Origin of the sequence: Arthrobacter sp. MPF02 (genome assembly GCF_046605375.1) — a bacterium.
Classification (GTDB): domain Bacteria; phylum Actinomycetota; class Actinomycetes; order Actinomycetales; family Micrococcaceae; genus Arthrobacter.
Genome location: NZ_CP176772.1, coordinates 2,560,374 through 2,583,270 on the forward strand (window position 1 = coordinate 2,560,374; position 22,897 = coordinate 2,583,270).

Sequence of the window (22,897 nt, forward strand, 5' to 3'; positions counted from 1 at the left end):
CTACCTGCAGGGCGTCCCGCGCCAGTAACGCCGGATGTCACTGCGCGGGATTGTCAGGGCCCCGTGCCACAGTGAGGACATGGATGTTTTCGCGTTGATTCTGGCCTTGTTCATGCTGCTGCTGGGTGCCCTCGCCGGTGCCGCTGCCATGTATTTTGTGCTGCGGAAGAACTCGCATGCCCTGGAGGCAGACTTCGACGCAGTCTCGTCCCGCCTTTCGGAAGTCAGCGCGCAATTTGCGGCGGCGGACGCCGAGCGGCGGCTTCTGGCGGCACAGAACCGCGAGCTTGGCGAGGCCCGGTCGCAGGACGGCAGCGTGCTCCGCGCACTAGCGCCGGTGGCGGAGAAGCTTTCCGCGGTGCAGCAGCAGGTGGCCCTGCTCGAACGTGACCGGGTGGAGCAGTACGGCCAGCTCGCCCAGCAGCTCCAGGAAGCCCGGCTTTCCGACGAACAGCTGATCCGCTCCACCCATGCGCTGGAGTCGGCGCTGCGGTCCAACAGCGCACGCGGACAGTGGGGTGAGGTCCAGCTGCGCCGGGTGGTGGAGGCTTCCGGCATGCTGCGCCACGTGGACTTCGTGGAACAGCTACACAGCGCCGGCAGCGATTCCACGGTCCGTCCGGACCTCGTGGTCCAGCTTCCCGGCGGAAAACAGCTGGTGGTGGATGCCAAGGTTCCGCTGTCGTCCTACCTGGAAGCCCAGGAGTTGAACGGGCCGGATTCCCGGAACTTCAGGCCGGGGTCGCTGACGGCGGCGGACGCCCGCTCGCAGCAGGCGCTGCTGGCCGCCCACGCCAAGGCGCTTCGGGCGCATGTGGACGCGCTCAGCAACAAGAAGTATTGGGACATTCCGGGCAACTCCCCGGAACTGGTGATCTGCTTCATTCCTGCCGAATCCATTCTTGCTGCCGCACTGTCGGCGGACGCGGAATTGCTGGACCATGCTCTGTCCCGGAACGTGGTGCTGGCATCCCCCGGCACCCTGCTGGCCGTGCTGAAGTCCGTGGCTTTCACATGGCGGCAGGACGTCCTGACGGACAGCGCCCGGGAGCTGTTCGACCTGGCACGCCAGCTTTACGACCGGATGGGTACGCTCGGGGAGAACGTCAGCAAACTGGGGGCGTCACTCAAAACCTCCGTGGACCGCTACAACGCAATGGTGGGCACCCTGGAGGCCCGGGTCCTGCCTACGGCCAGGAAGCTGAACACGCTGGACGAATCGGGTCTGGCCGGTCTGCCGTCCGTGGAGGTGACGCCCCGTACGCTGGCCGCTCCCGAACTGCAGAACGACGAAGCAGCTGCCTGAATCGGGGAAATAACAAAAGGGGTTGGCGCGGCTGCCGCCGGGCCAACCCCTTCGTTCTGAAACTGTTCGGTCTGCTGAGGCCCGTCCAGCCGAAGTGGTGCCACCGTTTGTTCAGGTGCGGGTGTTCAGCTCCGTTGCCTGCGTCCGCCCAGGGCACGGCTCACGTCGCCGGCCTGCTTCAGGGTTGCGCGGAGCTCCTTGGGCAGTGAGAAGAGCAGGTCTTCCTCCGCCGTGACAACCTCTTCCACGGTGCCGTAGCCGTAGTCTGCCAGCAGCCGCAACACGTCCTGCACCAGGACTTCCGGTACGGACGCGCCGGAGGTCACGCCCACCGTGGCCACGCCTTCCAGCCAGGCTTCGTCCACCTCGTTGGCGAAGTCCACCCGGTAGGATGCCTTGGCGCCGTATTCCAGGGCCACCTCGACGAGCCGGACCGAGTTGGAAGAGTTCGCCGAGCCAACCACGATCACCAGGTCTGCCTGGGGCGCGATCTTCTTGATGGCCACCTGCCTGTTGGTGGTGGCGTAGCAGATGTCATCGCTGGGCGGATCCTGGAGCGTGGGGAACCGCTCCTTGAGCAGCCGCACGGTTTCCATGGTCTCGTCAACGCTAAGGGTGGTCTGGGACAGCCAGATGACTTTGTCCGGGTCGCGGACAGTTACCTTGTCCACTTCGTGCGGGCCGTTGATGATCTGGATGTGCTCCGGCGCTTCGCCCGAGGTGCCTTCCACTTCCTCGTGCCCGTCGTGCCCGATGAGCAGGATGTCGAAATCGTCCTTGGCGAAGCGGACCGCTTCTTTGTGCACTTTGGTCACCAGCGGGCAGGTGGCGTCGATGGTCCGCAGGCCCCGCTGTTCTGCGGAGTTGACCACGGCGGGTGATACGCCGTGGGCCGAGAAGATGACCAGTGCGCCCTCGGGAACCTCTTCGGTTTCCTCCACGAAGATCGCGCCCTTTTCCTCCAGCGAGCTGACCACGTGGACGTTGTGCACGATCTGCTTCCGCACGTAGACGGGAGGTCCGTAGTGTTCCAGGGCCTTTTCGACGGCGATCACGGCGCGGTCTACACCGGCGCAGTACCCCCGGGGGGCGGCCAACAGCACCTTCTTGGTGCCGAGCACGGGGGCTGCAGCTGCTACTTCCTCGGGAGAGCGGCGCCGACGCGGGACAGTAGGCATCGAAAGGGAAACAGCGGTGGAGGTCATCACTCCATGCTACCGGCTTGCGCCCGGCCGCCTTCGCGATGCGATGCCCGCCACAATGCCCAGCACCAGCAGGACCGTGCCCGTGACCGCAGCCGCCACGGTCCAACCAATGAAGTCGGCGTTGGCCGCTGCCACGAACTCGTCCCGGAACAGGTTTGCCACTTCGTTTCCGGTGTCCGTGGCCAGTGCCGCCGCCGAGCCAACCTGCGCACCCACGGCCCAGAGTCCGGCCAGCAGCAGGCCGCCAAGCCCGGCTCCCACCAGCACTGTCCAGCGCCGCCGGGCTGCCACGAGCGCAAGGAGGAAGGCAACCCCGGAACCGGCGGCAAGCAGGTACCCCATGGGAGCGTACGTGGCCAGCCGTTCGGTCCATTCCCGCTGTGCGGGCTCACCCACGTTGATCAGCGTCTCCCCCGGCGGGTCCAGCGGAAGCCGGGTGGCAGTGGAGATTTCCTCAACGCCCAAGGCCACCAACGGGGCAACGTCCAAAGTCAGTGACGAGACCGGTCCCGCGGAAGAAGGATCTTCACCAGGCTGGGGAAAGCTCAGGCGGTGGCTTCTGCGCAGCGTTTCCTCCCACGCTGCCGGATAGCCGGGCAGTCCTGCCATGGAGGCGGCGGCCTGCTCCAGCACCGGCTGGACGAGGTCGGAGAGGAATCCGGGGACAGCGCTGGTATCGATGGTCCCCACGGCGGCCGTCGCAAGTTGCTGCTGGAACTCCGCATTTTTTCCCAGCGGGGCCGCCAGCGCCACGAAGCCATCCTCCCGGACGATGTTCCGGTCCAGCCAGATGGCAGGCACGGCCACGGCGGCCAGCAGCACACCCAGCACGGTGGCAACGGCGGAGACAAAAGTGCGCACAGCAGATCCTTCAGGTTGGTGGCGGTAGTCCCATCCTAGGCAGGGATGCTGGCCGGATTCTGTCAGTCCCGCGTGCTACAGCTTATGGATAAGGTTGAATGACCGCCGCACAACAGACGAAGGACCCCATGCCCGCAGCACCAGTCCCGCAAGGGCGTTTGCATGTCTGAACAGGCTTCCCTGCCCGGCACAACCCCCTCCACGCTGCCCGCCACAGCCGCCGAAACCACACCGGACAACCCCTGGCCGCTGCAACTGCTCTCGCAGAAGCTCAAGGCACATATCGACCGCACTCCTTCTGCCTGGGTGGAAGGGCAGGTCATCGAGCTGAACCGCCGCGGGAGCAACGCCTACCTGACGCTGCGTGATGTTGATGCGGAAGTATCGTTGCCCGCATCGGTGTGGACCAAGGTGCTCGAACGCCAGAACCTGCCGCTGGAGCGCGGATCCCGCGTGGTTGCCCTGCTGAAACCGGAGTTCTGGCTGAAGACCGGCCGGCTCAACATGCTGGTCCGCGATATCCGCCCCGTTGGCCTCGGCGACCTGCTCGCCCGGATCGAACGGCTCCGGCAGGCACTCTCGGCCGAAGGTCTTTTCGCCGATTCACGCAAGAAACCCCTTCCGCTGCTCCCGCACCGCATCGGTCTCATTACGGGCCGGGATTCCGACGCCAAGAAAGACGTCCTGCGGAACGCCGCCCTGCGCTGGCCTGCGGTTGAATTCGAAATCCGCGAGGTGGCTGTCCAGGGCAACACCGCGGTGTCCCAGGTTGTCCGCGCCCTTCGTGAGCTGGACGCCCATCCCGTGGTGGATGTCATCGTCATCGCCCGCGGCGGCGGTGCACTCGAGGACCTGTTGCCCTTCAACAGCGAGGAACTGATCAGGGCGGTGGCTGCGGCGGCCACGCCGGTGGTGAGCGCCATCGGGCATGAGGCGGACCGGCCGCTGCTGGACGATGTGGCGGACCTGCGGGCGTCCACGCCCACCGACGCCGCGAAGCGCATCGTTCCCGAGGTGTCCGAGGAACTGGCCGGCGTGCGGCAGGCGCGGGACCAGCTCCGGCGCTGCATAGAACGGCTCGTCGACCGGGAAACGGACCGGCTGGCGTCCCTGCATTCGCGGCCGGTCCTGGCCTCGCCGGAAGGGCTGGTCACGGTCCGCGCCGAGGAGGTCGAGCGGCTGCTGCGCAGGTCCTCCGCGGCGGTGAATTCCACGGTGGTCCGTGCCGCCGACCAGCTTGAACACCTCAAAGCCCAGGTGCGTGCGCTCTCGCCGCAGAAGACGCTGGACCGGGGGTACGCCGTCGTCGAACTCGAAGGCCAACAGGCGGGTCCGGCAGCCATCGCCGGACACACCGTCGTCCGCAGGCCGGCAGATGCCCCGTCCGGCGCGCCGTTGTCCATCCGCGTGGCGGAAGGCCGTTTCGGCGCCACCTCCACCGGGACGGCAGCCAGCCAAGGATCCAACCCCGAAAATCCGCAAGAAGGAGAAGCCCGTGAGTGAGCAGAAAACAGACGCCGGCGTTGCGGGCCTGAGCTACGAGGAAGCACGCGAACAGCTGATCGTTGTGGTTGGCCGGCTGGAAGCGGGCGGCGCGAGCCTGGAGGAATCCCTGGCGCTGTGGGAACGCGGCGAGGCGCTGGCCGCGCGCTGCGAGGAATGGCTGGAGGGGGCAAGGAAGCGGCTGGCCGCTGCACGCGACCAGCCGCTCTAGGAACCCCTTCCGGAGGGAAAGCGGTCCCGGCGCCTGTCAGGACCGCAGGATCAGTTCCCGCTCGGTGGGAACGTCAAAGTCCGCTTTGGGCCATTCAAGTTTCAAATCCGCCAGCGCACCGATGAGCAGCTGCTGCACGGCGATGCGGGCGTACCACTTCTTGTTGGCCGGGATCACGTGCCAGGGGGCGTCCCGTGTGCTCGTTTCGTCGAAGGCAGCCTGGTAGGCGTTCATGTAGTCGTCCCAGAACGCGCGCTCGTCGAGGTCGCCCCGGTTGTACTTCCAGTGCTTGGCCGGGTTGTCCAGCCGGGCCAGCAGCCGTTCCTTCTGTTCCCCGCCGCTGATGTGGAGCATCACCTTCACCACCTTTGTCCCCGATTCGATGAGGCGCCCCTCGAACTCGTTGATGGCCACGTAGCGCCGCTTGATCTCCTCGGGGCTGGCCCAGCGGTGGACACGATGGATCAGGACGTCCTCGTAGTGTGACCGGTCGAAGACCCCCACCATGCCGACGGCAGGGACTTCCTTCTCGATCCGCCAGAGGAAGTCGTAGGACTTTTCCTCCGTGGTGGGCGCCTTGAACGCCTTGAACTGCACACCCTGCGGATCCATGGCCCCCATGACGTGCTTGACGATGCCGCCCTTGCCGGCCGTATCCATGGCCTGCAGGATGAGCAGGATCCTTTTGCGGCCGCCAAAACGGGATTCGGCGAACAGCCTTTCCTGCAGGTCGGCCAGTTCGTCGTCCATCTCGCCCAGCAGCGCCTTGCCGTCCTCCTTGGTTCCGGTGTAGCCCGGAGTGGCGTCCGGGTCGATATCGGACAGGGTGAATCCGTCGCCTACCCTCAGGGTTTCAGAGGGATGCTGTTCGAACCGAAGGGCGCCTGCCATGGGGGGAATCCTTTCCGCGAAGTGCTTCCGGGCCGAAAGCGCCCGTGAGCACAGGCTAGTTCCCCTGGTACCTGCTCAGGAAGTCCCCCATCCTGCCCACGGCTTCTTCGATGTCCTTCACGTTGGGCAGGGTGACCATGCGGAAGTGGTCCGGCCGCACCCAGTTGAATGCCCGCCCGTGGGAGACGAGGATCTTCTGCTCACGGAGGAGGTCCAGGACGAACTTCTCGTCGTCGCGGATGTGGTAGACCTCGGGATCCAGCTTCGGGAACAGGTAGAGGGCCCCCCTGGCCTGCTGGGTGCTTACCCCGGGTATGGCGTTGAGCATGTCGTAGGCCTTGTTGCGCTGTTCCAGCAGGCGTCCGCCGGGGAGGATCAGGTCGTTGATGCTCTGGTACCCGCCCAGTGCAGTCTGGATGGCGTGCTGCGCCGGGACGTTGGCGCAGAGCCTCATGTTGGCCAGCAGGCTGATGCCCTCAAGGTAGTCGGCGGCGTCCTTCTTGGGACCGGAAATGGCCATCCAGCCCGCCCGGTAGCCGCACACGCGGTAAGCCTTGGACAATCCGCTGAAGGTCAGGCACAGGACGTGGTCGCCGGTGAGCCCGGCAAGGTTGATGTGGACGGCGTCCTCGTAGAGGATTTTTTCGTAGATTTCGTCCGCAAACAGCACCAGGCCGTGCTTCTCGGCCAGGGCAACGATCCGTTTCAGCGTCTCCTCGGGGTAGACGGCGCCTGTTGGGTTGTTCGGGTTGATCACCACGATGCCTTTGGTGCGTGGCGTGATCTTGGCTTCGAGGTCTTCCAGGTCAGGCTGCCAGCCGGAGTCCTCGTCGCAGAGGTAGTGGACCGGCCTGCCGCCGGCCAGTGCCACCGAAGCGGTCCACAGCGGGTAGTCGGGCGTGGGAATCAGGACTTCATCGCCGTCGTCGAGCAGGGCCATCAGGGACATGGTGATGAGCTCGCTGACGCCGTTGCCCAGGTAGATGTCGTCCACGTGGATGTTCTGGATGCCGCGGGTCTGGTAGTACTGCGACACGGCGGTGCGGGCTGAAAAGATGCCGCGGGAATCGCTGTAGCCCTGGGCATGGGGAAGGTGGCGGATCATGTCCACCAGGATGGCGTCGGGCGCTTCAAAACCGAACGGTGCGGGGTTGCCGATATTCAGCTTGAGGATCCGGTGGCCCTCGGCTTCCATCTGCTGGGCGGCCTGCAGGATCGGTCCACGGATGTCGTAAAGGACGTTGTTGAGCTTCGTGGACTGCCTGAATTCTGCCATTCCTCAAATATGCCACACACGGGATGTTCGGCCGTTGAGACGTCGCCCACATCAGCACAACGGCGGCTGCCGGACTTTTGGAGCCGGCAGCCGCCGTCGTGATCACCGCTCAAGCAGCCTGGCGGCTGCACGGAAGATGCCTACTTGACGATGCCTTTCTCCTTCAGCCAGGCATCGGCTGCCTCCTTGGCACCCTGTTTCTGGCTGCCGCTGACGGCCCGGTTGAGGTTGATCAGGTCGTCAGTGGTGAGCATTCGGGAGACGTTGTTCAGTGCCTCCTTCGCCTTGTCCGTCATTTTGGCCTCGTTGTACAGCGGGACAACCTGCTGGGCGATGAAGTTGTTCTTGGGGTCCTCCAGGACCACCAGGTCGTTGTCCGCGATGGACGGGGTGGTGGTGTAGATGTCGGCTACCTGCACCTGGTCCTCCAGCAGCGCCTTGAGGGTCAGCGGGCCGCCGCCATCGCTGAAGGGCTCCAGCTTCCGGGGCTCGCAGTTGTAGTTCTCCTTCAGGCCCGGCAGCCCGTAGGCCCGCTCGGCGAAGGTGGCCGGGGCGCCGACAGTGATCTCTGAGCAGACCTTGGCCAGGTCCTCAATGGACTTCAGCTGGTACTTCTCCGCCGTGGCCTTGGTGACCACCATGGCGTCCTTGTTTTCCGCCTTGGACGGTTCCAGCACGGCGAGGCCGTCCGGCAGTTTGTCCGGAAGGGCGCCGGCGATGTCCTCGGCGGATTCCTCGGTGGCTTCCTTGTCCACGTGCAGCAGCAGGTTGCCGGTATAGTCGGGCACCACGTCCACGGAGCCGTCCTCCACTGCTTTGAAATAGACCTCGCGGGAGCCGATGTTCGGTTTGGTGGTGGCCGTGACGCCGGCGGCGTTGAGCGCCCCTGCGTACAGTTCGGCGATGATCTGGCTTTCCGGGAAATCGGCCGAACCTACCACCAGTGATGTGGCCCCGCCGGATGCCCCGGCACTGGTCGCCGGGGCATTGTCCAGGGGATCGGACGAGCCGCCGCAGGCGGACAGCGCCACCGCCAGTCCAAGCCCTGCGGCCAGCCCGCCGAAGGACCGCCTGCCCAGGCGTGGGTGATGGCTTTGTTTCATGGTTTACCTCCTTGGACAACAGCCTCCGCGGGTACGGGGTCTGTGGGATCGTCCGCAGCCTGCTGGCTGCGGCGGGACTGCCTGGCGGCGCCTGGGGTCAGGAACAGCCGCTGGAACAGGGAAAGGAGAAGGTCGACGGCGATGGCCAGCGCCGCGATGAGCAGGGAACCGCCCAGCATTTGCGGGAAGTCACTGAGGACCAGGCCGTCGAAGAGGTAGCGGCCCAGGCCGCCGAGGTTGATGTAGGCCACCACGGACACCGTGGCAATCACCTGCAGCACGCCGGTCCGAAAGCCCCCGAACATTACGGTCAGGGCGTTGGGCAGTTCCGCCCGGAAGAGGACCTGCAGTTCGGTCATCCCCATGGCGCGGGCGGCGTCCACCACGTTGCGGTCCACACTGGAGATTCCGGCATACGTTCCGGCCAGAAGCGGCGGCACCGTGAGGATCACCAGGGCCCAGACCGGCGGCATCAGCCCGATGCCGGCGAGCAGCACGAAGAGGGTCAGCAGGCCGAGCGTCGGCAGGGCACGCAGGGCGCCTGCCAGCGCAACGACGACAACGCGTCCCCTGCCGGTGTGTCCCACGTAGAGTCCCACCGGCACGGCGATAGCTGTGGCAATCAGCATCACCAGCCCGGTGTACTGAAGGTGCTCGCCCAGCCGGGCGGGAATACCGGTGCTGCTTGCCCAGCTTTCAGGATCGGCCAGCCAGGCGAAGGTATCGGAGAAGACGCTCATGCCTTTCCTCCGGTCTTCGGCAGGGACAGGCCCAGGTCGGCATCGGCAGCGCCGCCGGCGTTCTCCGGTTGCGTCCACGGACCGCGGCGCTTCCCTGTCCGCTCCCACGGCGTAAGGATCCGCTCGAGCAGGACCAGGAGGGCATCCATCAGCAGCGCCAAAACAAGGATGGCAACGATGCCCACTACGACTTCGGTCACAAAGTCGCGCTGCAGGCCGGAGGTGAACAGCATGCCGAGGTTGCCGATCCCCAGCAGTGCGGCCACGCTCACCAGGGAAATATTGCTCACGGACACTACCCGCAGGCCGGCGAACAGGACCGGAAGGGACAGCGGGAGGTCCACCTGGAGGAACCGGGCGAGCGGTTTGTATCCCATGGCGACGGCGGCCTGGCTGACGTCAGCGTCCACGGAATCGAAGGCGTCGAGGGCTGCGCGGACCAGCAGTGCCACGGCATAGATGGTCAAGGCCACCACCACGTTGAGCGGATCCAGGATGCGGGTGCCCAGGATGGTGGGCAGGATGATGAACAGGGCCAGCGACGGGATGGTGTACAGGAGCGATGAAGCTGTCAGCACCACCGACCGCAGGGCGCGGTGCTGGCGGGCGAGCTGGGCCAGCACGATGGAAACCAGCAGCCCCAGGACCATGGGCACGATGGCCAGCACCATGTGCTGGCCCGCGCGCTCCAGCACCATGCCGCTGTTGGCGAGGAACCAGTCCATCAGAGGGCAGCCTGCCGCAGCTGGCGCGCCTCTTCAATCAGGGCCAGGACCTCCCCGCCGCGGATCACGCCCCGGACCCGGCCCTCGGCGTCCACCGCCACGCCAAGGCCCGACGGCGAAGACAGCGCCGCGTCCAGCGCCCGGCGCAGGCTGTCACCGGGGCGGAACAGGGAACCTCCGGGGATCATCTCCGTTTCGGATCCGGGAATGGACCAGCCGAGCGGGCGCATCGCGCCGTCCACCACCAGCTGCCAGCCGCCGGCCGCGGAAGGGTCCGAACTGGAAACGGAAGGTCCGCGGACGATGGTCGGCACCTGATGGATCGTCACGCCGTCGGACGGGGTGAACCCAAGGTGCCGGAAACCCCGGTCCCTGCCCACGAAGGACGCCACGAAGTCGTTGGCCGGGGCGCGGAGGATCTCCTCCGGCGTGGCGTACTGTGCCAGCCGCCCGCCCACCGCGAAGACGGCCACCTTGTCACCCAGCGTGGTGGCCTCGTCGATGTCGTGGGTGACAAAGACGATGGTCTTGGCCAGGTCCTTCTGCAGCCGCAGCAGTTCCTGCTGGAGTTCGTCGCGGACCACCGGGTCAACTGCGCTGAAGGGCTCGTCCATGAGGAGGACCGGCGGGTCGGCGGCGAGGGCGCGGGCCACGCCGACACGCTGCTGCTGGCCGCCGGACAGCTGCGAGGGATACCTTTGGCCGAGCGGAGGGGCCAGTCCCACCACGTCCAGGAGCTCCTCCGCCCGTTTGCGGGCCTGGGACTTAGGTACGCCGTCCAGCCGGGGAACGGTGGCTATGTTGTCCAGCACCGAGCGGTGCGGCAACAGCCCGGCCTGCTGCATGACGTACCCTATGGAGCGGCGCAGTTCCGGGGCCGGGACCGAGGTGACGTCCTTACCGGCAACGGTGATGGTGCCGGACGTCGGCTCCACCATCCGGTTGATCATCCGCAGCGAGGTGGTCTTCCCGCAACCGGACGGTCCAACGAAGACCGTGATGGACCCTTTCGCAATGGACAGCGAGAGGTTGTCCACGGCCGGCTGCCCGCCCTGGTACTGCTTGGTCACGCTCTGAAACTCGATCATCGCCTGGTCCATGGTGCGGACTTACCTGTTCTGTTGGACGGCGCCAGCCGGCACCGCGACACTGTCATCAGCACGCTGTAGTTACGGTAACCCAATCCGGAGCCGGCATCACCAGAAGCAGCACCTAATCCGGGCAAAGGAATCCCTACTGTAACCATTCGGGGCGGAAGAGCTTCCGGATGGGCACTCTTCCCCCGTTTGGCAGGGCAAACAGCGCCTGCCCAAATCCGTCACGCCTGCGCGGGCCTAGAGTTGGAGGGTGACCAACTTGGACATATCACCCCAGCACGAAGTTTGTCCTCCGGCGGGCGCTGAGGGCAGCGCTGGCCCCTGCCTGCAAGTGTGGCCGGAACGCGAGGTGCCGCTGGGCGGCGTCCGCGCCATGAACGTGCAGCGGACCCTGCCCCAGCGCGGCCTGCCCACCATCGGGGCCTGGTGCTTCCTGGACAGCTTCGGCCCCGACCGGACCGCAATGTCCGTCCTGCCCCACCCTCACATCGGGCTGCAGACGGTCACCTGGCCGCTGGCGGGCCACATCCGCCACCGCGACAGCGTGGGCAGCGACGTCGTGGTCCGCCCGGGCGAGCTGAACATCATGACGGCGGGACGCGGCGTCTCCCACTCGGAATTCGCGGTGCTTCCGCCGGCCGGGGAGGAACTGCCCCTGCAGCGCGGCCTTCAGCTGTGGGTGGCCCTGCCGGAGGGCGAACGGCACCGGCAGCCGGCGTTCGAACAGCACCGGCAGCTGCCCCAGGTGGGCGGGGAAGGCTACACCGCCACGGTGATGATGGGCGAACTGGCCGGTGTGGCGTCGCCAGCCACGATGTTCACACCGATTGTGGGTGCGGACATTTCCTGCGGCGGCGCCGCAGTCCTGCCCCTGAATCCTGACTTTGAGCACGGCATCCTGGTGCTCGACGGCGGGCTGGCGCTGGACGGGCAGAAACTGCTTCCCGGTCCGCTGGGCTACCTGGGAACCGGCCGGCAGGATCTGCGGCTGGAGGCCCGCCCGGGCACGCGTTTCCTGCTCATTGGCGGGGAGCCGTTCCAGGAGGAGCTGCTCATGTGGTGGAACTTCGTGGGCCGAACACACGAGGAAGTGGAGCAGGCAAGGGAGGACTGGGAGGCACAGGCGGAGCTGCCGGAGCCGGAGACGGCGGCAGCCCGATACGGCCTGGTCCCCGGGCACGGCCAGGATGCGGGAGCCGAGGCAGGCCGCATCCCGGCTCCTCCGCTGCCGGCTGTCAGGCTGACACCCCGGAAACGGGCTGTTTAGGACCAGGGCGTAAACGTCCCGTCCGGCGGGACCGGGCTCAGGCCGGCTCCGCCACGAGCTGCAGCACCCCGAACACCGGCTCCTGGTCCAGGACGCGGACATCCGTGACCCCCTCGCTGCCGAGGTGCCGCCGGAAGGATTCCTGCAGTGGTGCCACGTTCATACCCAGCCCGCCGCCAAGGATGACAGGCCCGGCTGCCTTCAGCTGGCGCAGCACCTGCAGCGCCAGGGCCGCCAGGTCCCGGCCGGCCTGGTCCAGCAGGGCCTGGCTTTCGGGATGGTCCGCCGCAGCCGCTTCCACCACATGCCGTGCCTGCTGCGCCCAGAACCGGCGGCCGGTATCCGGCGAGTGGAACAGCGCGATCAGTCGGTTGGGGTGGTCCACCCCGCAGGACTGCAGCAGGGCGGCGGTGAGGCCGTCCACCGGCAGCCCCTGGTTCATGCGCCTGAGGCTATGCCGGACTGCTTCCCGGCCCAGCCAGTATCCGCTGCCTTCGTCGCCCAGAAGATAACCCCAGCCGCCTGCCCGGGCTTCGGTGCCCGCAGTGTTCCTGCCCCAGGCAGCCGATCCCGTTCCGGCGATCACTGCCACGCCGGTGTTGGCCCGGCCCGCGGCCAACAGCAGGCGCGAGTCGTGGACCACGGTGACCCGGGCACCGGGCACGTGCGGTTGGATCAGCGATGCGAGCGCCGCCGCGTCCTCGTCCGTGTCGATACCGCCGGATCCCGCGTACACCTGGGACACGGTCCCGCTGCCAATACGGCCGAAAAGGTCGGCGATGTTCCGGGCCGCTTCCTCACGGCTGACGTTCTGGACATTGGAGCTGCCGGCGGATTCGTCAGCCACGGGCAGTCCATTTTCAAACCGGATGCCGTGGGTCTTGGTCCCCCCAATGTCCAGGCCGATGATGACGCCGGCCGGCCCGGTGTAGACGGATGGCGCGGTCTTATCCGCGGAAAGGGAGGAAGGTTTTTCAGCGTTGGTCACGTCACAAGGGTAATGGCCGCCCGCAGCCGCAGGGATCAGCGCCCGGTCCGTTGCCTGACCAGACCGGCGAGCAGCCGCGGACCCTCGGCGAGCACCATTTCACGGAACAGCCGGACTGGCACCGGCTCCGTGCCGGGCTTGCGCCTCCGCCAGGTCAGGCCCACCTCGCGGTATGCCAGCGCGGACCCAAGCGGAACCTCCACCCAGCCCAGGTTCCCGGTCTCCGGGCTGACCGTCCTGCCCGGAGCGTCACCATCGGGTGGCAGGATGCTGACACCAAGGCCTGCGGATACCAGGCCGCGGGCAGTATGCGAGTCCTGGCTTTCGAAGGCGATGCGGGGCCGGTATCCAGCCTCCCGAAACAGGGCGTCGGTGAGCGAGCGCATGCCGTACCCCGGCTCGAGGGCCACAAAAGGGTCATTCCCGATGTCGGCGAGCGCCGCCGTCGGACGCCCTGCAAGCTGATGGCTGTGGTGCACCACCAGGCGGAGCGGCTCCCGGTACAGCGCCGCGGACTCCAGGTTCCTGCCCGCTGTTCCTACGGGCGCGGTGAGGGCCAGGTCCGCTTCGCCGGAGGCCAGCTGCTCGAGGCATGCGTTGCGCGCGCCCTGACTCAGGACGAAGCCGGCGCCGGGATGGCGGCTGCGGAAGGCGCTGATGAGCAGGGGCAGGGTGGCCTCGCCGAACGTGTGCTGGAAGGACATCGAAATCCTGCCCCGCACCACTTCCGATTCGTTCCGGACCAGGTCCAGCCCGGCCTGGAACTCTGCCAGGGCCTGCTCGATGTAGGGCAGGAGGGTGCGGGCAGCGGGTGTGAGCCGAACGCCCCTGCCGTCCCGGACAAGCAGGTCCGTGCCGATGACGGCGCTCGCCCGGGCGAGCGCGCGGCTCACCGTGGACTGGGGTACTCCCAGGAGTTCTGCCGTTTCCGTAACGTGCTCCGTGCGTCCGAGCTCGGCCAGCACGGGCAGCAGCGGCAGCAGTTGCACCAGCTGTTTGTGGTCCGCCTCCATCTGCGGCTGCTCCCCTTTCCCCCGCACTCCCCCAACTAAGTAGCGCGAACTGCCGTTTTGAGCCCCCAAAACGCCACTTGGCGCTACCCAGTTGGGAAGACATCCAAATATGCGATGAGTTCTGCACTAATTATGCATTGGAGGCATGCTATACCCCCGGACTACCCTTGCTGCATGCCGCACCAAGCAAGCCTCACCGGGTCTTTGCCGCGCTGGGACGGACACCCAAAGGGGTCCCGGGCCTACGGGCGGATCCTCGCCGGCCTGTCCTTCGCCGGCGTCGCGACGTTCGCCCAGCTCTACTCCACGCAGGCCGTCCTGCCCCTCCTGGCATCGGACCTGCGCATCACCGCGGCAGAGGCGGCCCTGACCATCTCCCTGGCGACGGTGGGCCTTGCCGTGACCGTCATCCCCTGGTCGTTCCTGGCAGACCGTATCGGCCGGGTCAGGGCGATGACATGGGGCATTTCGATTGCCACGGTTTTGGGCCTGCTGGTGCCGCTGTCCACCAGCTTCGGCGTGCTGCTGGCCCTGCGGCTCCTGGAGGGTATGGCCCTGGGCGGAATCCCGGCCATCGCCATCGCCTACCTCAATGAGGAGGTGACCAAGGCCCATGCAGCCCTGGCCGCAGGCAGCTACGTGGCGGGGACCACCCTTGGCGGCCTCGCCGGCCGGCTCGTTGCCGGACCGGCCGGGGAACTGTGGGGCTGGCGGGCAGCCGCCCTGGCCGTGTCAGCCCTGGCGGCGCTTGCCGCCGTCGGCTTCCTGGTCCTGGTGCCGAAGGCCCGGGGATTCGTGCCTGCAGGAGCCGCCGGGTTCGGCGGCGGACTCCGTACGCTCGGCGGCCATCTGCAGAACATCCGGTTGCTGGCTCTGTACGTCCAGGCCTTCCTGATGATGGGCGGCTTTGTGGCCGTGTACAACTACCTGGGCTTCCGGTTGTCCGGCGGACCTTTCAGCCTGCCGGCCACGCTGATCAGCTTCATCTTCCTGGCCTACCTGTCCGGCACCGTCTCCTCGCGGTGGGCCGCGGGGCTGGCAACGCGCTTCGGCAGGCGGAATGTCCTGCTCGCCGGGCTGGCCCTTACGACGGCGGGACTTGCCTTGACGCTCGCACCGTACCTTCCGCTGATCCTGGCCGGGCTGGTGGTCTTCACCGGGGGCTTCTTTGCAGCGCACAGCATCGGCGCCGGCTGGACGGGCGCCATTGCCAGCACCGGACGGGCGCAGGCCGCCTCGCTGTACAACCTCGCCTATTACCTTGGGTCGAGCGTCATTGGCTGGGCCGGCGGGCTGCTGTTCCAGTCATGGGGCTGGGACGCCCTGGCGGCGGCCATCATGGTCCTTGCCTGTATCACCGGCGCCGCCGTCGCCGCCGTGCATACGGGCAGCGGGCGGCTCGAATGATCCCGCCCAACGCAGGCCTCGAATGATATGCCTGCTGGCCAGTCCTTCCCTTGATGAAATTCGGCAGGAGGCGCGGGAACAGGCGTGATGGCCCCAATTCGCCGGTCTAGGATGAACACAAGACCGTTGGAAGGAACATCCGTGAGCACGAACGCCAGGAATCCCAGGCCGGGAGCCCATCTGGAGCCGCTGGACGCCATAGACGAGCGGCTCCTGGCTGCGCTGGTGGCCGACGCGAGGATCTCCAACAAGCAGCTGGCCGAACTGGTGGGCATCGCCCCCTCAACCGCCTTGATGCGCACCCGCGCCCTTTCCGAGCGCGGCATCGTGCAGGGCTACGAGGCCAAGCTCAGCCTCTCCGCCATCGGCCGGTCGGTGCAGGCGCTGGTGGCGGTCCGGCTCCGCGCGCACGACCGCGACCAGATCGACCGTTTCACCTCTCGCGTTCCGCACCTGCCCGCGGTGCTGTCCACCTTCCATACCTCCGGCTCCGTGGACTACCTGCTTCACATCGCGGTCGGAACCACGGAAGACCTGCGGGACTGGGTGCTGGACAACCTTGCCACGGACCCGGTGGTGGGACACACGGAAACCACGCTGGTGTTCGAACACATCCAGGGAAACCACGGGCCACTGCCGGAGTAGTTCGGGACCCTGGCCGGCTGACTACCGCCGGCGCGCCGCCCGGAGCAGCGCCACGGCCGAGAGCGCCAGCGCCGCGGTGCCGCACGCTGTCAGGAAGCCACCGGTGGCGGCAGCCTGGCCCAGCATCCCCGCCGCCCAGCCCAGCCCGAGGACGGGAACCGCGCTGCCCAGGTACGTGAGAACGTAGAGGGTGCTGACAACCTGGGCATGACAGGCAGGGTCAACGCTTGCAGCCACCTCGCTGAAGGCCTTCCGGAAGGCAAGGCCCTGGCCGGCACCTGCCGCCACGGCGGCCAGGACCAGCAGCATCGGGCTGTGCCAGGCTCCCCCCGCGGCTCCAAGCAGGAAGACGGAACCGCCCAGAACCGCCAGTCCCGCCGGAAGCACGTAACGCCCCCGTACCGCAAGCAGTTGGCTTGCAGCGGATGCCGCAAGCGGCAGACCGGCGAGCAGTCCGATCACCGGCCGGGCATCCGTGTCCAGGAAGCGCGCGAGGTATCCCGGCGCCAGCGACAGGCAGAAGCCAAACACGGCGAAGCTGAGGAACCCGACGGCGGAGGCGAGCCAGAACGCGCCGCGGGCGTCCCGGGCGACTGACAGGGGCCGCGGAACCAGCGCCTGCAGCGGCCTGGCCGGGGCGGGAAACTTGATGGCGGGCCGGGCCTTGATGAGGTACAGCGGCACCAGGAGCCCGGCCAGCAACAGGGAGTACACGAAGTACGGGGCGGTGGTTGCGCCCGGGAGCAGGGACAGCAGCCCGCCGAGGAAGGGACCGGCGGCCACTCCCCCGGATGAAGCCAGGAGAGTGAACCGTGATGCCCACTCCGGACGGGAAGGCAGCAGTTCGCGCAGTGCGGCGGCGCTGGCTCCGGTAGCCAGGCCGACGGCGATCCCTTGCAGGGCCCGGCCCGTGCAGACCGCAGCGAGGGTTCCGGCGCCTGCAAACACCCACCCGCCTGCCAGTCCCATAAGGACGGCCAGGAGCAGGGCAGCCCGGCGGCCAATATGGTCGGACCAGTGCCCGGCCAGCACGAGCGTTGCCACCAGCGCGATGACATAGCTTGCGAACGCAGCAGTCACATCCAGCGTGGAAAGACCCAACTGTGCCTGCAGGAGCGGATACAGCGGTGTGGCCAGGTTCGCACCGACGAGCAGGACGAATATGACGGCGCACGCCACCACCAGCCGGGAGGTGGTGGAGGCGTTCCAGCCCGTTGCCGTCGCCGGCGCCGGACGCATCCTGAGTTCACTGAAGACTGTCATGGAGCGGCCTTCCTGCTGAGCCGCGGCAGGTGGTCCTTGTGGGTGTCCGGCGCGGGGTCGATGTGCGATGGCACCACATTGCGGCATGGGTGCCTTTTTACGCCGTCTTTCGTGGGAAAATTGCGCAGGAGTATCAAAACTATCCGTCGAATATGATCCGGAGTGACCATTTGAACAATCTCGACTCCACAGACCTCAAAATCCTCCTGGCCCTGATCCGTGACCCCCGGATCCAGATCGGCGAGCTGAGCGACGCGGTGGGCGTTGCGCGGAACACTGCCCAGTCACGGGTCCGCCGCCTTCTCCGTGCAGGGGTCCTGCGCCCGGGAGGGCGGGAAGTGGACCTCGAAGCTGTCGGCTACGACGTGGTGGCTTTCGTGACCATCGAGGTGACCCACCGTGAGCTGGACGGGGTGGTCGCCGCGCTAAGGCTGATTCCCCAGGTCCTCGAAGTCCACGAGATTTCCGGCCGGGGTGACGTCTGGTGCCGCGTGGTGGCTACGGACACGCACAACCTGCAGGCCTCGTTGCGGCAGGTCCTGCGGATCAAGGGCGTCATCCGGACCGAAACAGTGCTGGCCCTGCACACGCATATCCCTTACCGGACGGAGCCGCTGATCAGCGGACTGGCCAAGTCCGGCGGCTAGGTGTACTAACCCGGTTGGTTGATGACGCGGCTGGCCGGTGAGGCGCCTTTGAGTGCGGTGTGGGGCCTGCGCTGATTGTAGTAGTCGATGAAGTCCTGGTAACAGGCCTGGCGTTCTGCTTCTGAGCCGTAGGCCCTGGCGTAGGCCCATTCTTCTTGGAGGATGCGGTTGAAACGCTCGACTTTGCCGTTGGTTTGGGGTCTGTAAGGCCTGGTGCGCTTGTGCTTGATTCCGGCCCCGGCCAAGACTGCGGCGAAGGCACGGGAACGGTAGCAGGAGCCATTGTCAGTGAGTACCCTTTGGATTTTGACGCCTTGGGCGGCGAACGCGGCGATGGCGTTGCGCATGAACTTGGAGGCGGTCTCCTTGGTTTCGTCGGCCAGGATCTCGGAGTAGACGAACCGGGAATGATCATCCACTGCGTGGTGCAGAAACGTGTAGCCCCGGACCTGGCCGCGGTCCTTGCGCTGGCCTTCAGCGAGGTTTCGCGCCCGGGAGTTGGCTTCGCCATGTACGCGGCCGCGGACCCGGTGCCCGCCTCCGTTGGGGATCCGGCCCAGCTTCTTGATGTCGACGTGGATCATGTCGCCCGGCCAGGCATATTCGTAGCGGCGGGCGAGGTCCCGGCCACGGACTCTGGTCCCTGTTGCGGGGTCGGTGAAGCGCAGCGGTGGGCAGTGATAGCGAGTCAGTATGCGATGGACCGTAGAGACGTTCAGGTGCAGGTGGTACGCGATTCTGGCCGGTCCCCAGCGTTTGCTAACACGCAGTCCCAGCACACGCCGCTCGGTGCGGATCACCGTCCGATGCGGGCAGGTCAGCGGCCGGCTCGTTCGGTCCCCCAGCCCGTCTTCCCCCAGTTCCCGATAGCGGGCGGACCAGCGCGCGGCCGTTGGAACAGAAACGTGAAATCTTTCCGCGGCGCGGCGCAGCGGCCATCCATCAACCACGATGCAGCGGGCGAGTTGCAAACGCCCCGAGTGGGCCAGAAACGCGTTACGGTGGGACACGAGGACCTCCTGGTTTGTGTTCGCTCTCGACAAGCACCACACAACACCCGGAGGTCCTCTTATTGCGTCAAATCAATCCCCGTGTCACCAACCTGCCGGGACAGTACAGCTAGGCCGCGGTGCAGGCATCCGGCTTCCATGGCAATGCCCTGACCACGCCGGCCCTGCCAGGTCCCCTGCAGAAAAGGAAAAGCCCCGCGCTAACACGGGGCTGAAGGAGTGGAGCTAAGGAGATTCGAACTCCTGACCTCTTCGATGCGAACGAAGCGCTCTACCAACTGAGCTATAGCCCCGGAACGTGCCGCGCCTGCTGGTGCGGAACCGGTGACCCTAGGCTACAAATTTTCCCTGCCTAACGCCAATCCGCCGCCCAGGCGCTCCTCCGCACCCCGGGAACGTCCCGCCGTCGTACCTCGGCGGCAGCCGCTCCTGCACGGCCTGGCTATGCCCGCCGGCGCTGCAGGACGTCGTCGAGGTTGCTCAGGGCGCTCTGCGCCTTGCCGGACTGCTGGGCCTCAGCGGCAACGGGCGCAGCTGCAGGTGTTCCTGCTGCACCCTGTTTCAGTGACGGCTTGCCCACGGCTTTCGGGGCGGCGGGCAGCTCCAGGGGTTCAGGCTCGGGGCGCTCCGCCTTTGCCGCCTCAACGTACACAGGCTTGGGAACTTCCACCGGTTCCCAGGGGGTTCCGGCGGGCACGCCTTGGGCCGTTGTTGCCGCACTGGTGTCCCCCGCGGCCGCGGCAACGGCAAGCGCAGCCTCGCGCAGTTCCTGGGCCGTCAGCTGCTGGACTTTCGGCTGGTGGGCCTCGCCGTCGAAGAGCTTGCTTTCGCGTGGAACCGGAGCAGTTTCCGGCTTCGGCGGAATATCCGCCGCCTTGGGCCGGGCTGCCTTGGGCTGCGCCGGTGCGGCCATTGCGGAGCGGAAGGCCGCGTTGACCCTTGCCTTGCGGTCGCGGACGGCCAGCCAGCGCAGGATGGCGATGGACCCGGCTGTCAGCGCCGCGCAGGCCAGCGGAAGCGCGGGCGAGCCCAGTCCGAACAACAGCAGGAGCGCCGACACAAGCGCAGTGGCCAGGGACAACAGACCGGTCAGCGCAAGGGCTGTGCGGCCGTAGCGGATCCGGAGGGGCTTAGGTGCCGGTCCTGAAGCATTTGCGGCGAGTCCGGCACTCTTCCTGGCATCCATGGGCTTCTCCTGCTGGGCTGCGACATTCAGGACCAGGCCGGCGGGCGGCTCCGGTTTATCCTCGGCGGCGACGCCCGCCACAAGGTCGACGGCGGGCTGGAACTGGTGCCGGCGGTTCCGGAGGACGTAGGGCGCGACCCACACAATCCAGAGCACGACGGCAACCACAAGGATCACTGAGCTGCTAAGGGGGAAGTCCACACTCAAAACCGTATGAGCATCGCGTGTCCTGCACGCGCATTGGCGCCGGTGTGTCGCAGTCCCGGACGCAAATGAGTGGATTTATGACGGGCGGGAGGCAAGCCAGCGTGGCAGCAGTCCGTCCGGCACCTCTTCCGCTGTCAGGGCAAATGACCGGTGGTCGGCCCATGCCCCGTTGATGTGCAAATAGCGCGGGCGGTACCCCTCGTCCCGGAACCCCAGCTTCTCCACCACGCGCAGGCTCGGCCCGTTCTCAGGACGGATGTTGATCTCCATCCGGTGCAGCCCCAGCGTCTGGAAACAGTGGTCCGTCACCAGGGCTACTGCCGTGGGTGCGATCCCCCGCCCCGCCTTGGCCTGGTCCACCCAATAACCAAGGGTGGCCATCATGACGGACCCCCACACGATGGAGGACACTGTCAGTTGGCCGATGATCGCCGGGTTTCGAAGTCCGGGGACCCGTTCCGTGATAACGAAGGGCAGTGCCGTTGCCTGGGCGGCCTGAACGTTCAGCGATCGCACCATCTGCCGGTAGTCAGGCAGCCCGCCGCGGGGATCGGGGTTGGAGGCCTCCCATGGCGCCAGCCACTGGCTGTTGCGGGAACGGACCTCGGTCCATTCCTTTTTGTCCCGGTACCTGATGGGGCGCAGGACCAGGTCCCCGCATTCCAGGGTTACGGGCCAGATGGGGCCGGGTCGCACGGGACTTACTTTGACAGGCCGGCGGTGAAGCCCGGCAGCCACTCCCGGAGCCCGGGGCCCAGATCTTCGCTGTCAATGGCCAGCTGGACGCAGGCTTTGAGGTAGCTCAGTTTGTCGCCGGTATCGTAGCGGCGGCCGCGGAACACCACACCGTAAACGCCGTGCCCTTCGCCGTCCCCGGTAGCCAGTTCCTGCAGCGCATCGGTCAGCTGGATTTCACCGCCGCGGCCTGGACCGGTGTGCTCCAGGACCTGGAAAACGGCGGGATGCAGCACGTACCGGCCAATGACGGCAAGGTTGGACGGAGCCTCGTCGGCGGCCGGCTTCTCGACCAGGCGGTTGATGCGGACGTAGCCTTCCCCGTCGATCCCGGAGATGTCCGCGCAGCCGTAGGCGCTGATCTGCGACGGCTCCACCTCGATGAGCGCGACGACGGACCCTCCCGTTTTCACCTGCACGTCGATCATGGTGCTGAGGAGTTCGTCCCGGGCGTCGATCAGGTCGTCCCCGAGCAGCACCGCGAACGCTTCGTCGCCGACGTGTTGCTTGGCCCGCAGCACCGCGTGGCCCAGCCCGTTGGCGTCACCCTGGCGCACGTAGTGGATATCGCCCAGGTTGCTGGCCGCCTGAATGGACGCGAGCTTCTGGGTGTCCCCTTTGTCCTCGAGGGTGGACTCCAGCGCCGGAACGCGGTCAAAGTGGTCCTCCAGCGCGCGCTTGTTCCGGCCGGTGATCATCAGGAGGTCGTTCAGGCCCACCTGGACGGCTTCCTCGACCACGTACTGGATGGCGGGCTTGTCCACCACGGGAAGCATTTCCTTGGGCATGGCCTTGGTGGCGGGAAGGAACCTGGTGCCCAGCCCGGCTGCGGGGATGACGGCTTTGCGAACTCTCGGGTTACTGGTAGTCACCGGACTAATCTAACGTCAGCATCATGCATTCAGTAATCAGCGGACCGGCAGTTTGCTGCCCGGTGCCGTGCACACGACCGTCTTTGGGCGGATGAGGAGGCACAATGCCTGAGGAGTCAACGATGGTTAAGGACGGCATCCGCAAAGAACACCGCCGGCGGCGTGCCGCCCTCACCCCGGCTGACCTGGAGGCCGCCGGCGCAGCGATTGCGCTTCACGGCGCAGGCTGGGCGGAAACCGTCACCGGTGGCGGGGCGGCCACCTTCTGCGTCTACCTGGGAGTGGGCGTTGAGCCGCCTACCCTTCCGCTGATCAGCGCCCTCCACATCAACGGACATCGCGTCCTGCTTCCCGTCTGTGAGCCGGGGCGGGAACTGAGCTGGGTCTATTGGAGTCCGGACAGCGAGTTCGTGCGCAGCAGCTACGCGCCCATCATGGAGCCGGCCGGGCCCCGCCACGGGCCGGACGTGGCGGGCGATGCCGCGGCCCTGTTCATCCCGGCCACAGCGGTGGACCTCGACGGCAACCGGGTGGGACAGGGCGGCGGGTACTACGACAAGTTCCTGGGCCATCTGGCCACCGCCGGGAAGGAAATCCCGCTGGCCGCTGTTATCTACGACGATGAACTGCTGCCGGCCGGAAGCATTCCTGCCGAGGAGTTCGATCGTCCCGTTCCCGCCGTCCTGGTGCCGTCCGGTTTGCGCCCGCTGGGGCACATCGCCTAGGGCAGGGTGGCGGT

General features: G+C 66.9%; 23 protein-coding genes and 1 tRNA gene. 8 read left to right on the forward strand and 16 right to left on the reverse strand.

Annotation, left to right across the window (positions count from 1 at the left end):
* Window positions 1-79 precede the first annotated feature (79 nt).
* Window positions 80-1,306, forward strand: a complete 1,227-nt coding sequence (locus tag ACLH0K_RS12010) for a DNA recombination protein RmuC (protein WP_411373826.1) — start codon at window positions 80-82, stop codon at window positions 1,304-1,306.
* 125 nt (window positions 1,307-1,431) lie between these two features.
* On the opposite strand, the gene ACLH0K_RS12015 is transcribed toward ACLH0K_RS12010, so the two are convergent.
* Both ACLH0K_RS12015 and ACLH0K_RS12020 read right to left on the reverse strand, forming a co-directional pair.
* Window positions 1,432-2,511 (reverse strand): 4-hydroxy-3-methylbut-2-enyl diphosphate reductase, encoded by a 1,080-nt coding sequence (locus ACLH0K_RS12015; protein WP_411373827.1) that lies wholly within the window; start codon window positions 2,509-2,511, stop codon window positions 1,432-1,434.
* Between the two features lie 9 nt (window positions 2,512-2,520).
* Window positions 2,521-3,372 carry a hypothetical protein gene (locus ACLH0K_RS12020; protein WP_411373828.1) on the reverse strand — a complete coding sequence of 284 codons (852 nt, stop codon included), beginning with the start codon at window positions 3,370-3,372 and terminating at the stop codon, window positions 2,521-2,523.
* A 162-nt stretch (window positions 3,373-3,534) separates the two neighbouring features.
* Here ACLH0K_RS12020 and xseA point away from each other — a divergent pair, with 162 nt between their 5' ends.
* Window positions 3,535-4,875, forward strand: a complete 1,341-nt coding sequence (gene xseA / locus ACLH0K_RS12025; RefSeq protein ID WP_411373829.1) for an exodeoxyribonuclease VII large subunit — start codon at window positions 3,535-3,537, stop codon at window positions 4,873-4,875.
* Entirely contained in the window at window positions 4,868-5,086 is a 219-nt protein-coding gene (locus ACLH0K_RS12030) for an exodeoxyribonuclease VII small subunit (RefSeq protein WP_411373830.1), read from the forward strand. Before xseA ends, ACLH0K_RS12030 begins: the two co-directional genes overlap by 8 nt.
* Before the next feature lie 36 nt (window positions 5,087-5,122).
* Here ACLH0K_RS12030 and ACLH0K_RS12035 read toward each other — a convergent pair whose 3' ends face one another.
* The 6 genes from ACLH0K_RS12035 to ACLH0K_RS12060 all read right to left on the reverse strand — a co-directional run bounded on the left by ACLH0K_RS12035 (window position 5,123) and on the right by ACLH0K_RS12060 (window position 10,921).
* A complete protein-coding gene (locus ACLH0K_RS12035) occupies window positions 5,123-5,977 on the reverse strand; it encodes a polyphosphate kinase 2 family protein (protein WP_411373831.1) in 855 nt (284 codons plus the stop codon).
* 55 nt (window positions 5,978-6,032) lie between these two features.
* Window positions 6,033-7,253: a pyridoxal phosphate-dependent aminotransferase gene (locus tag ACLH0K_RS12040; RefSeq protein WP_411373832.1), complete on the reverse strand. Its 1,221-nt coding sequence runs from the start codon at window positions 7,251-7,253 to the stop codon at window positions 6,033-6,035.
* A 140-nt stretch (window positions 7,254-7,393) separates the two neighbouring features.
* On the reverse strand, window positions 7,394-8,356 hold the full coding sequence (locus ACLH0K_RS12045; protein ID WP_411373833.1) for an ABC transporter substrate-binding protein: 963 nt from the start codon (window positions 8,354-8,356) through the stop codon (window positions 7,394-7,396).
* On the reverse strand, window positions 8,353-9,096 hold the full coding sequence (locus tag ACLH0K_RS12050; RefSeq protein WP_411373834.1) for an ABC transporter permease: 744 nt from the start codon (window positions 9,094-9,096) through the stop codon (window positions 8,353-8,355). The genes ACLH0K_RS12045 and ACLH0K_RS12050 overlap by 4 nt, the downstream gene beginning before the upstream one ends.
* Window positions 9,093-9,821 carry an ABC transporter permease gene (locus ACLH0K_RS12055; RefSeq protein ID WP_411373835.1) on the reverse strand — a complete coding sequence of 243 codons (729 nt, stop codon included), beginning with the start codon at window positions 9,819-9,821 and terminating at the stop codon, window positions 9,093-9,095. The genes ACLH0K_RS12050 and ACLH0K_RS12055 overlap by 4 nt, the downstream gene beginning before the upstream one ends.
* Window positions 9,821-10,921 (reverse strand): ABC transporter ATP-binding protein, encoded by a 1,101-nt coding sequence (locus tag ACLH0K_RS12060; protein ID WP_411373836.1) that lies wholly within the window; start codon window positions 10,919-10,921, stop codon window positions 9,821-9,823. Before ACLH0K_RS12060 ends, ACLH0K_RS12055 begins: the two co-directional genes overlap by 1 nt.
* Before the next feature lie 247 nt (window positions 10,922-11,168).
* On the opposite strand from ACLH0K_RS12060, the gene ACLH0K_RS12065 reads away from it, so the two are divergent.
* The gene (locus tag ACLH0K_RS12065; RefSeq protein ID WP_411373837.1) at window positions 11,169-12,185 is read left to right on the forward strand and encodes a pirin family protein; all 1,017 of its coding nucleotides are present in this window, start codon (window positions 11,169-11,171) and stop codon (window positions 12,183-12,185) included.
* 37 nt (window positions 12,186-12,222) lie between these two features.
* Here the strand turns inward: ACLH0K_RS12065 and ACLH0K_RS12070 are convergent, their stop codons facing one another.
* Both ACLH0K_RS12070 and ACLH0K_RS12075 read right to left on the reverse strand, forming a co-directional pair.
* A complete protein-coding gene (locus ACLH0K_RS12070; RefSeq protein WP_411373838.1) occupies window positions 12,223-13,173 on the reverse strand; it encodes an N-acetylglucosamine kinase in 951 nt (316 codons plus the stop codon).
* A 35-nt stretch (window positions 13,174-13,208) separates the two neighbouring features.
* On the reverse strand, window positions 13,209-14,186 hold the full coding sequence (locus ACLH0K_RS12075) for a LysR family transcriptional regulator (protein WP_411373839.1): 978 nt from the start codon (window positions 14,184-14,186) through the stop codon (window positions 13,209-13,211).
* 174 nt (window positions 14,187-14,360) lie between these two features.
* On the opposite strand from ACLH0K_RS12075, the gene ACLH0K_RS12080 reads away from it, so the two are divergent.
* Window positions 14,361-15,593 (forward strand): MFS transporter, encoded by a 1,233-nt coding sequence (locus ACLH0K_RS12080; RefSeq protein WP_411373841.1) that lies wholly within the window; start codon window positions 14,361-14,363, stop codon window positions 15,591-15,593.
* A gap of 141 nt (window positions 15,594-15,734) precedes the next feature.
* Window positions 15,735-16,238, forward strand: a complete 504-nt coding sequence (locus ACLH0K_RS12085) for an Lrp/AsnC family transcriptional regulator (RefSeq protein WP_138136274.1) — start codon at window positions 15,735-15,737, stop codon at window positions 16,236-16,238.
* A 21-nt stretch (window positions 16,239-16,259) separates the two neighbouring features.
* Here the strand turns inward: ACLH0K_RS12085 and ACLH0K_RS12090 are convergent, their stop codons facing one another.
* A complete protein-coding gene (locus ACLH0K_RS12090; RefSeq protein ID WP_411373842.1) occupies window positions 16,260-17,501 on the reverse strand; it encodes an MFS transporter in 1,242 nt (413 codons plus the stop codon).
* A gap of 152 nt (window positions 17,502-17,653) precedes the next feature.
* Between ACLH0K_RS12090 and ACLH0K_RS12095 the strand changes: the two genes are divergently transcribed.
* A complete protein-coding gene (locus tag ACLH0K_RS12095) occupies window positions 17,654-18,148 on the forward strand; it encodes an Lrp/AsnC family transcriptional regulator (RefSeq protein ID WP_411373843.1) in 495 nt (164 codons plus the stop codon).
* Window positions 18,149-18,153: 5 nt separating this feature from the next.
* Here ACLH0K_RS12095 and ACLH0K_RS12100 read toward each other — a convergent pair whose 3' ends face one another.
* From ACLH0K_RS12100 to galU, 5 genes are all read right to left on the reverse strand, one after another.
* Window positions 18,154-19,158: an IS481 family transposase gene (locus tag ACLH0K_RS12100; RefSeq protein ID WP_411373844.1), complete on the reverse strand. Its 1,005-nt coding sequence runs from the start codon at window positions 19,156-19,158 to the stop codon at window positions 18,154-18,156.
* A 220-nt stretch (window positions 19,159-19,378) separates the two neighbouring features.
* Window positions 19,379-19,451, reverse strand: a tRNA-Ala gene (locus tag ACLH0K_RS12105).
* 149 nt (window positions 19,452-19,600) lie between these two features.
* Complete coding sequence (locus tag ACLH0K_RS12110) at window positions 19,601-20,545, reverse strand: hypothetical protein (RefSeq protein ID WP_411373845.1); 945 nt, start codon at window positions 20,543-20,545, stop codon at window positions 19,601-19,603.
* An 81-nt stretch (window positions 20,546-20,626) separates the two neighbouring features.
* Window positions 20,627-21,247, reverse strand: a complete 621-nt coding sequence (locus ACLH0K_RS12115) for a GNAT family N-acetyltransferase (protein ID WP_411373846.1) — start codon at window positions 21,245-21,247, stop codon at window positions 20,627-20,629.
* 5 nt (window positions 21,248-21,252) lie between these two features.
* On the reverse strand, window positions 21,253-22,158 hold the full coding sequence (gene galU / locus ACLH0K_RS12120) for a UTP--glucose-1-phosphate uridylyltransferase GalU (protein WP_411373847.1): 906 nt from the start codon (window positions 22,156-22,158) through the stop codon (window positions 21,253-21,255).
* Between the two features lie 104 nt (window positions 22,159-22,262).
* Here galU and ACLH0K_RS12125 point away from each other — a divergent pair, with 104 nt between their 5' ends.
* Entirely contained in the window at window positions 22,263-22,883 is a 621-nt protein-coding gene (locus ACLH0K_RS12125) for a 5-formyltetrahydrofolate cyclo-ligase (protein ID WP_411373848.1), read from the forward strand.
* Window positions 22,884-22,897 lie beyond the last annotated feature (14 nt).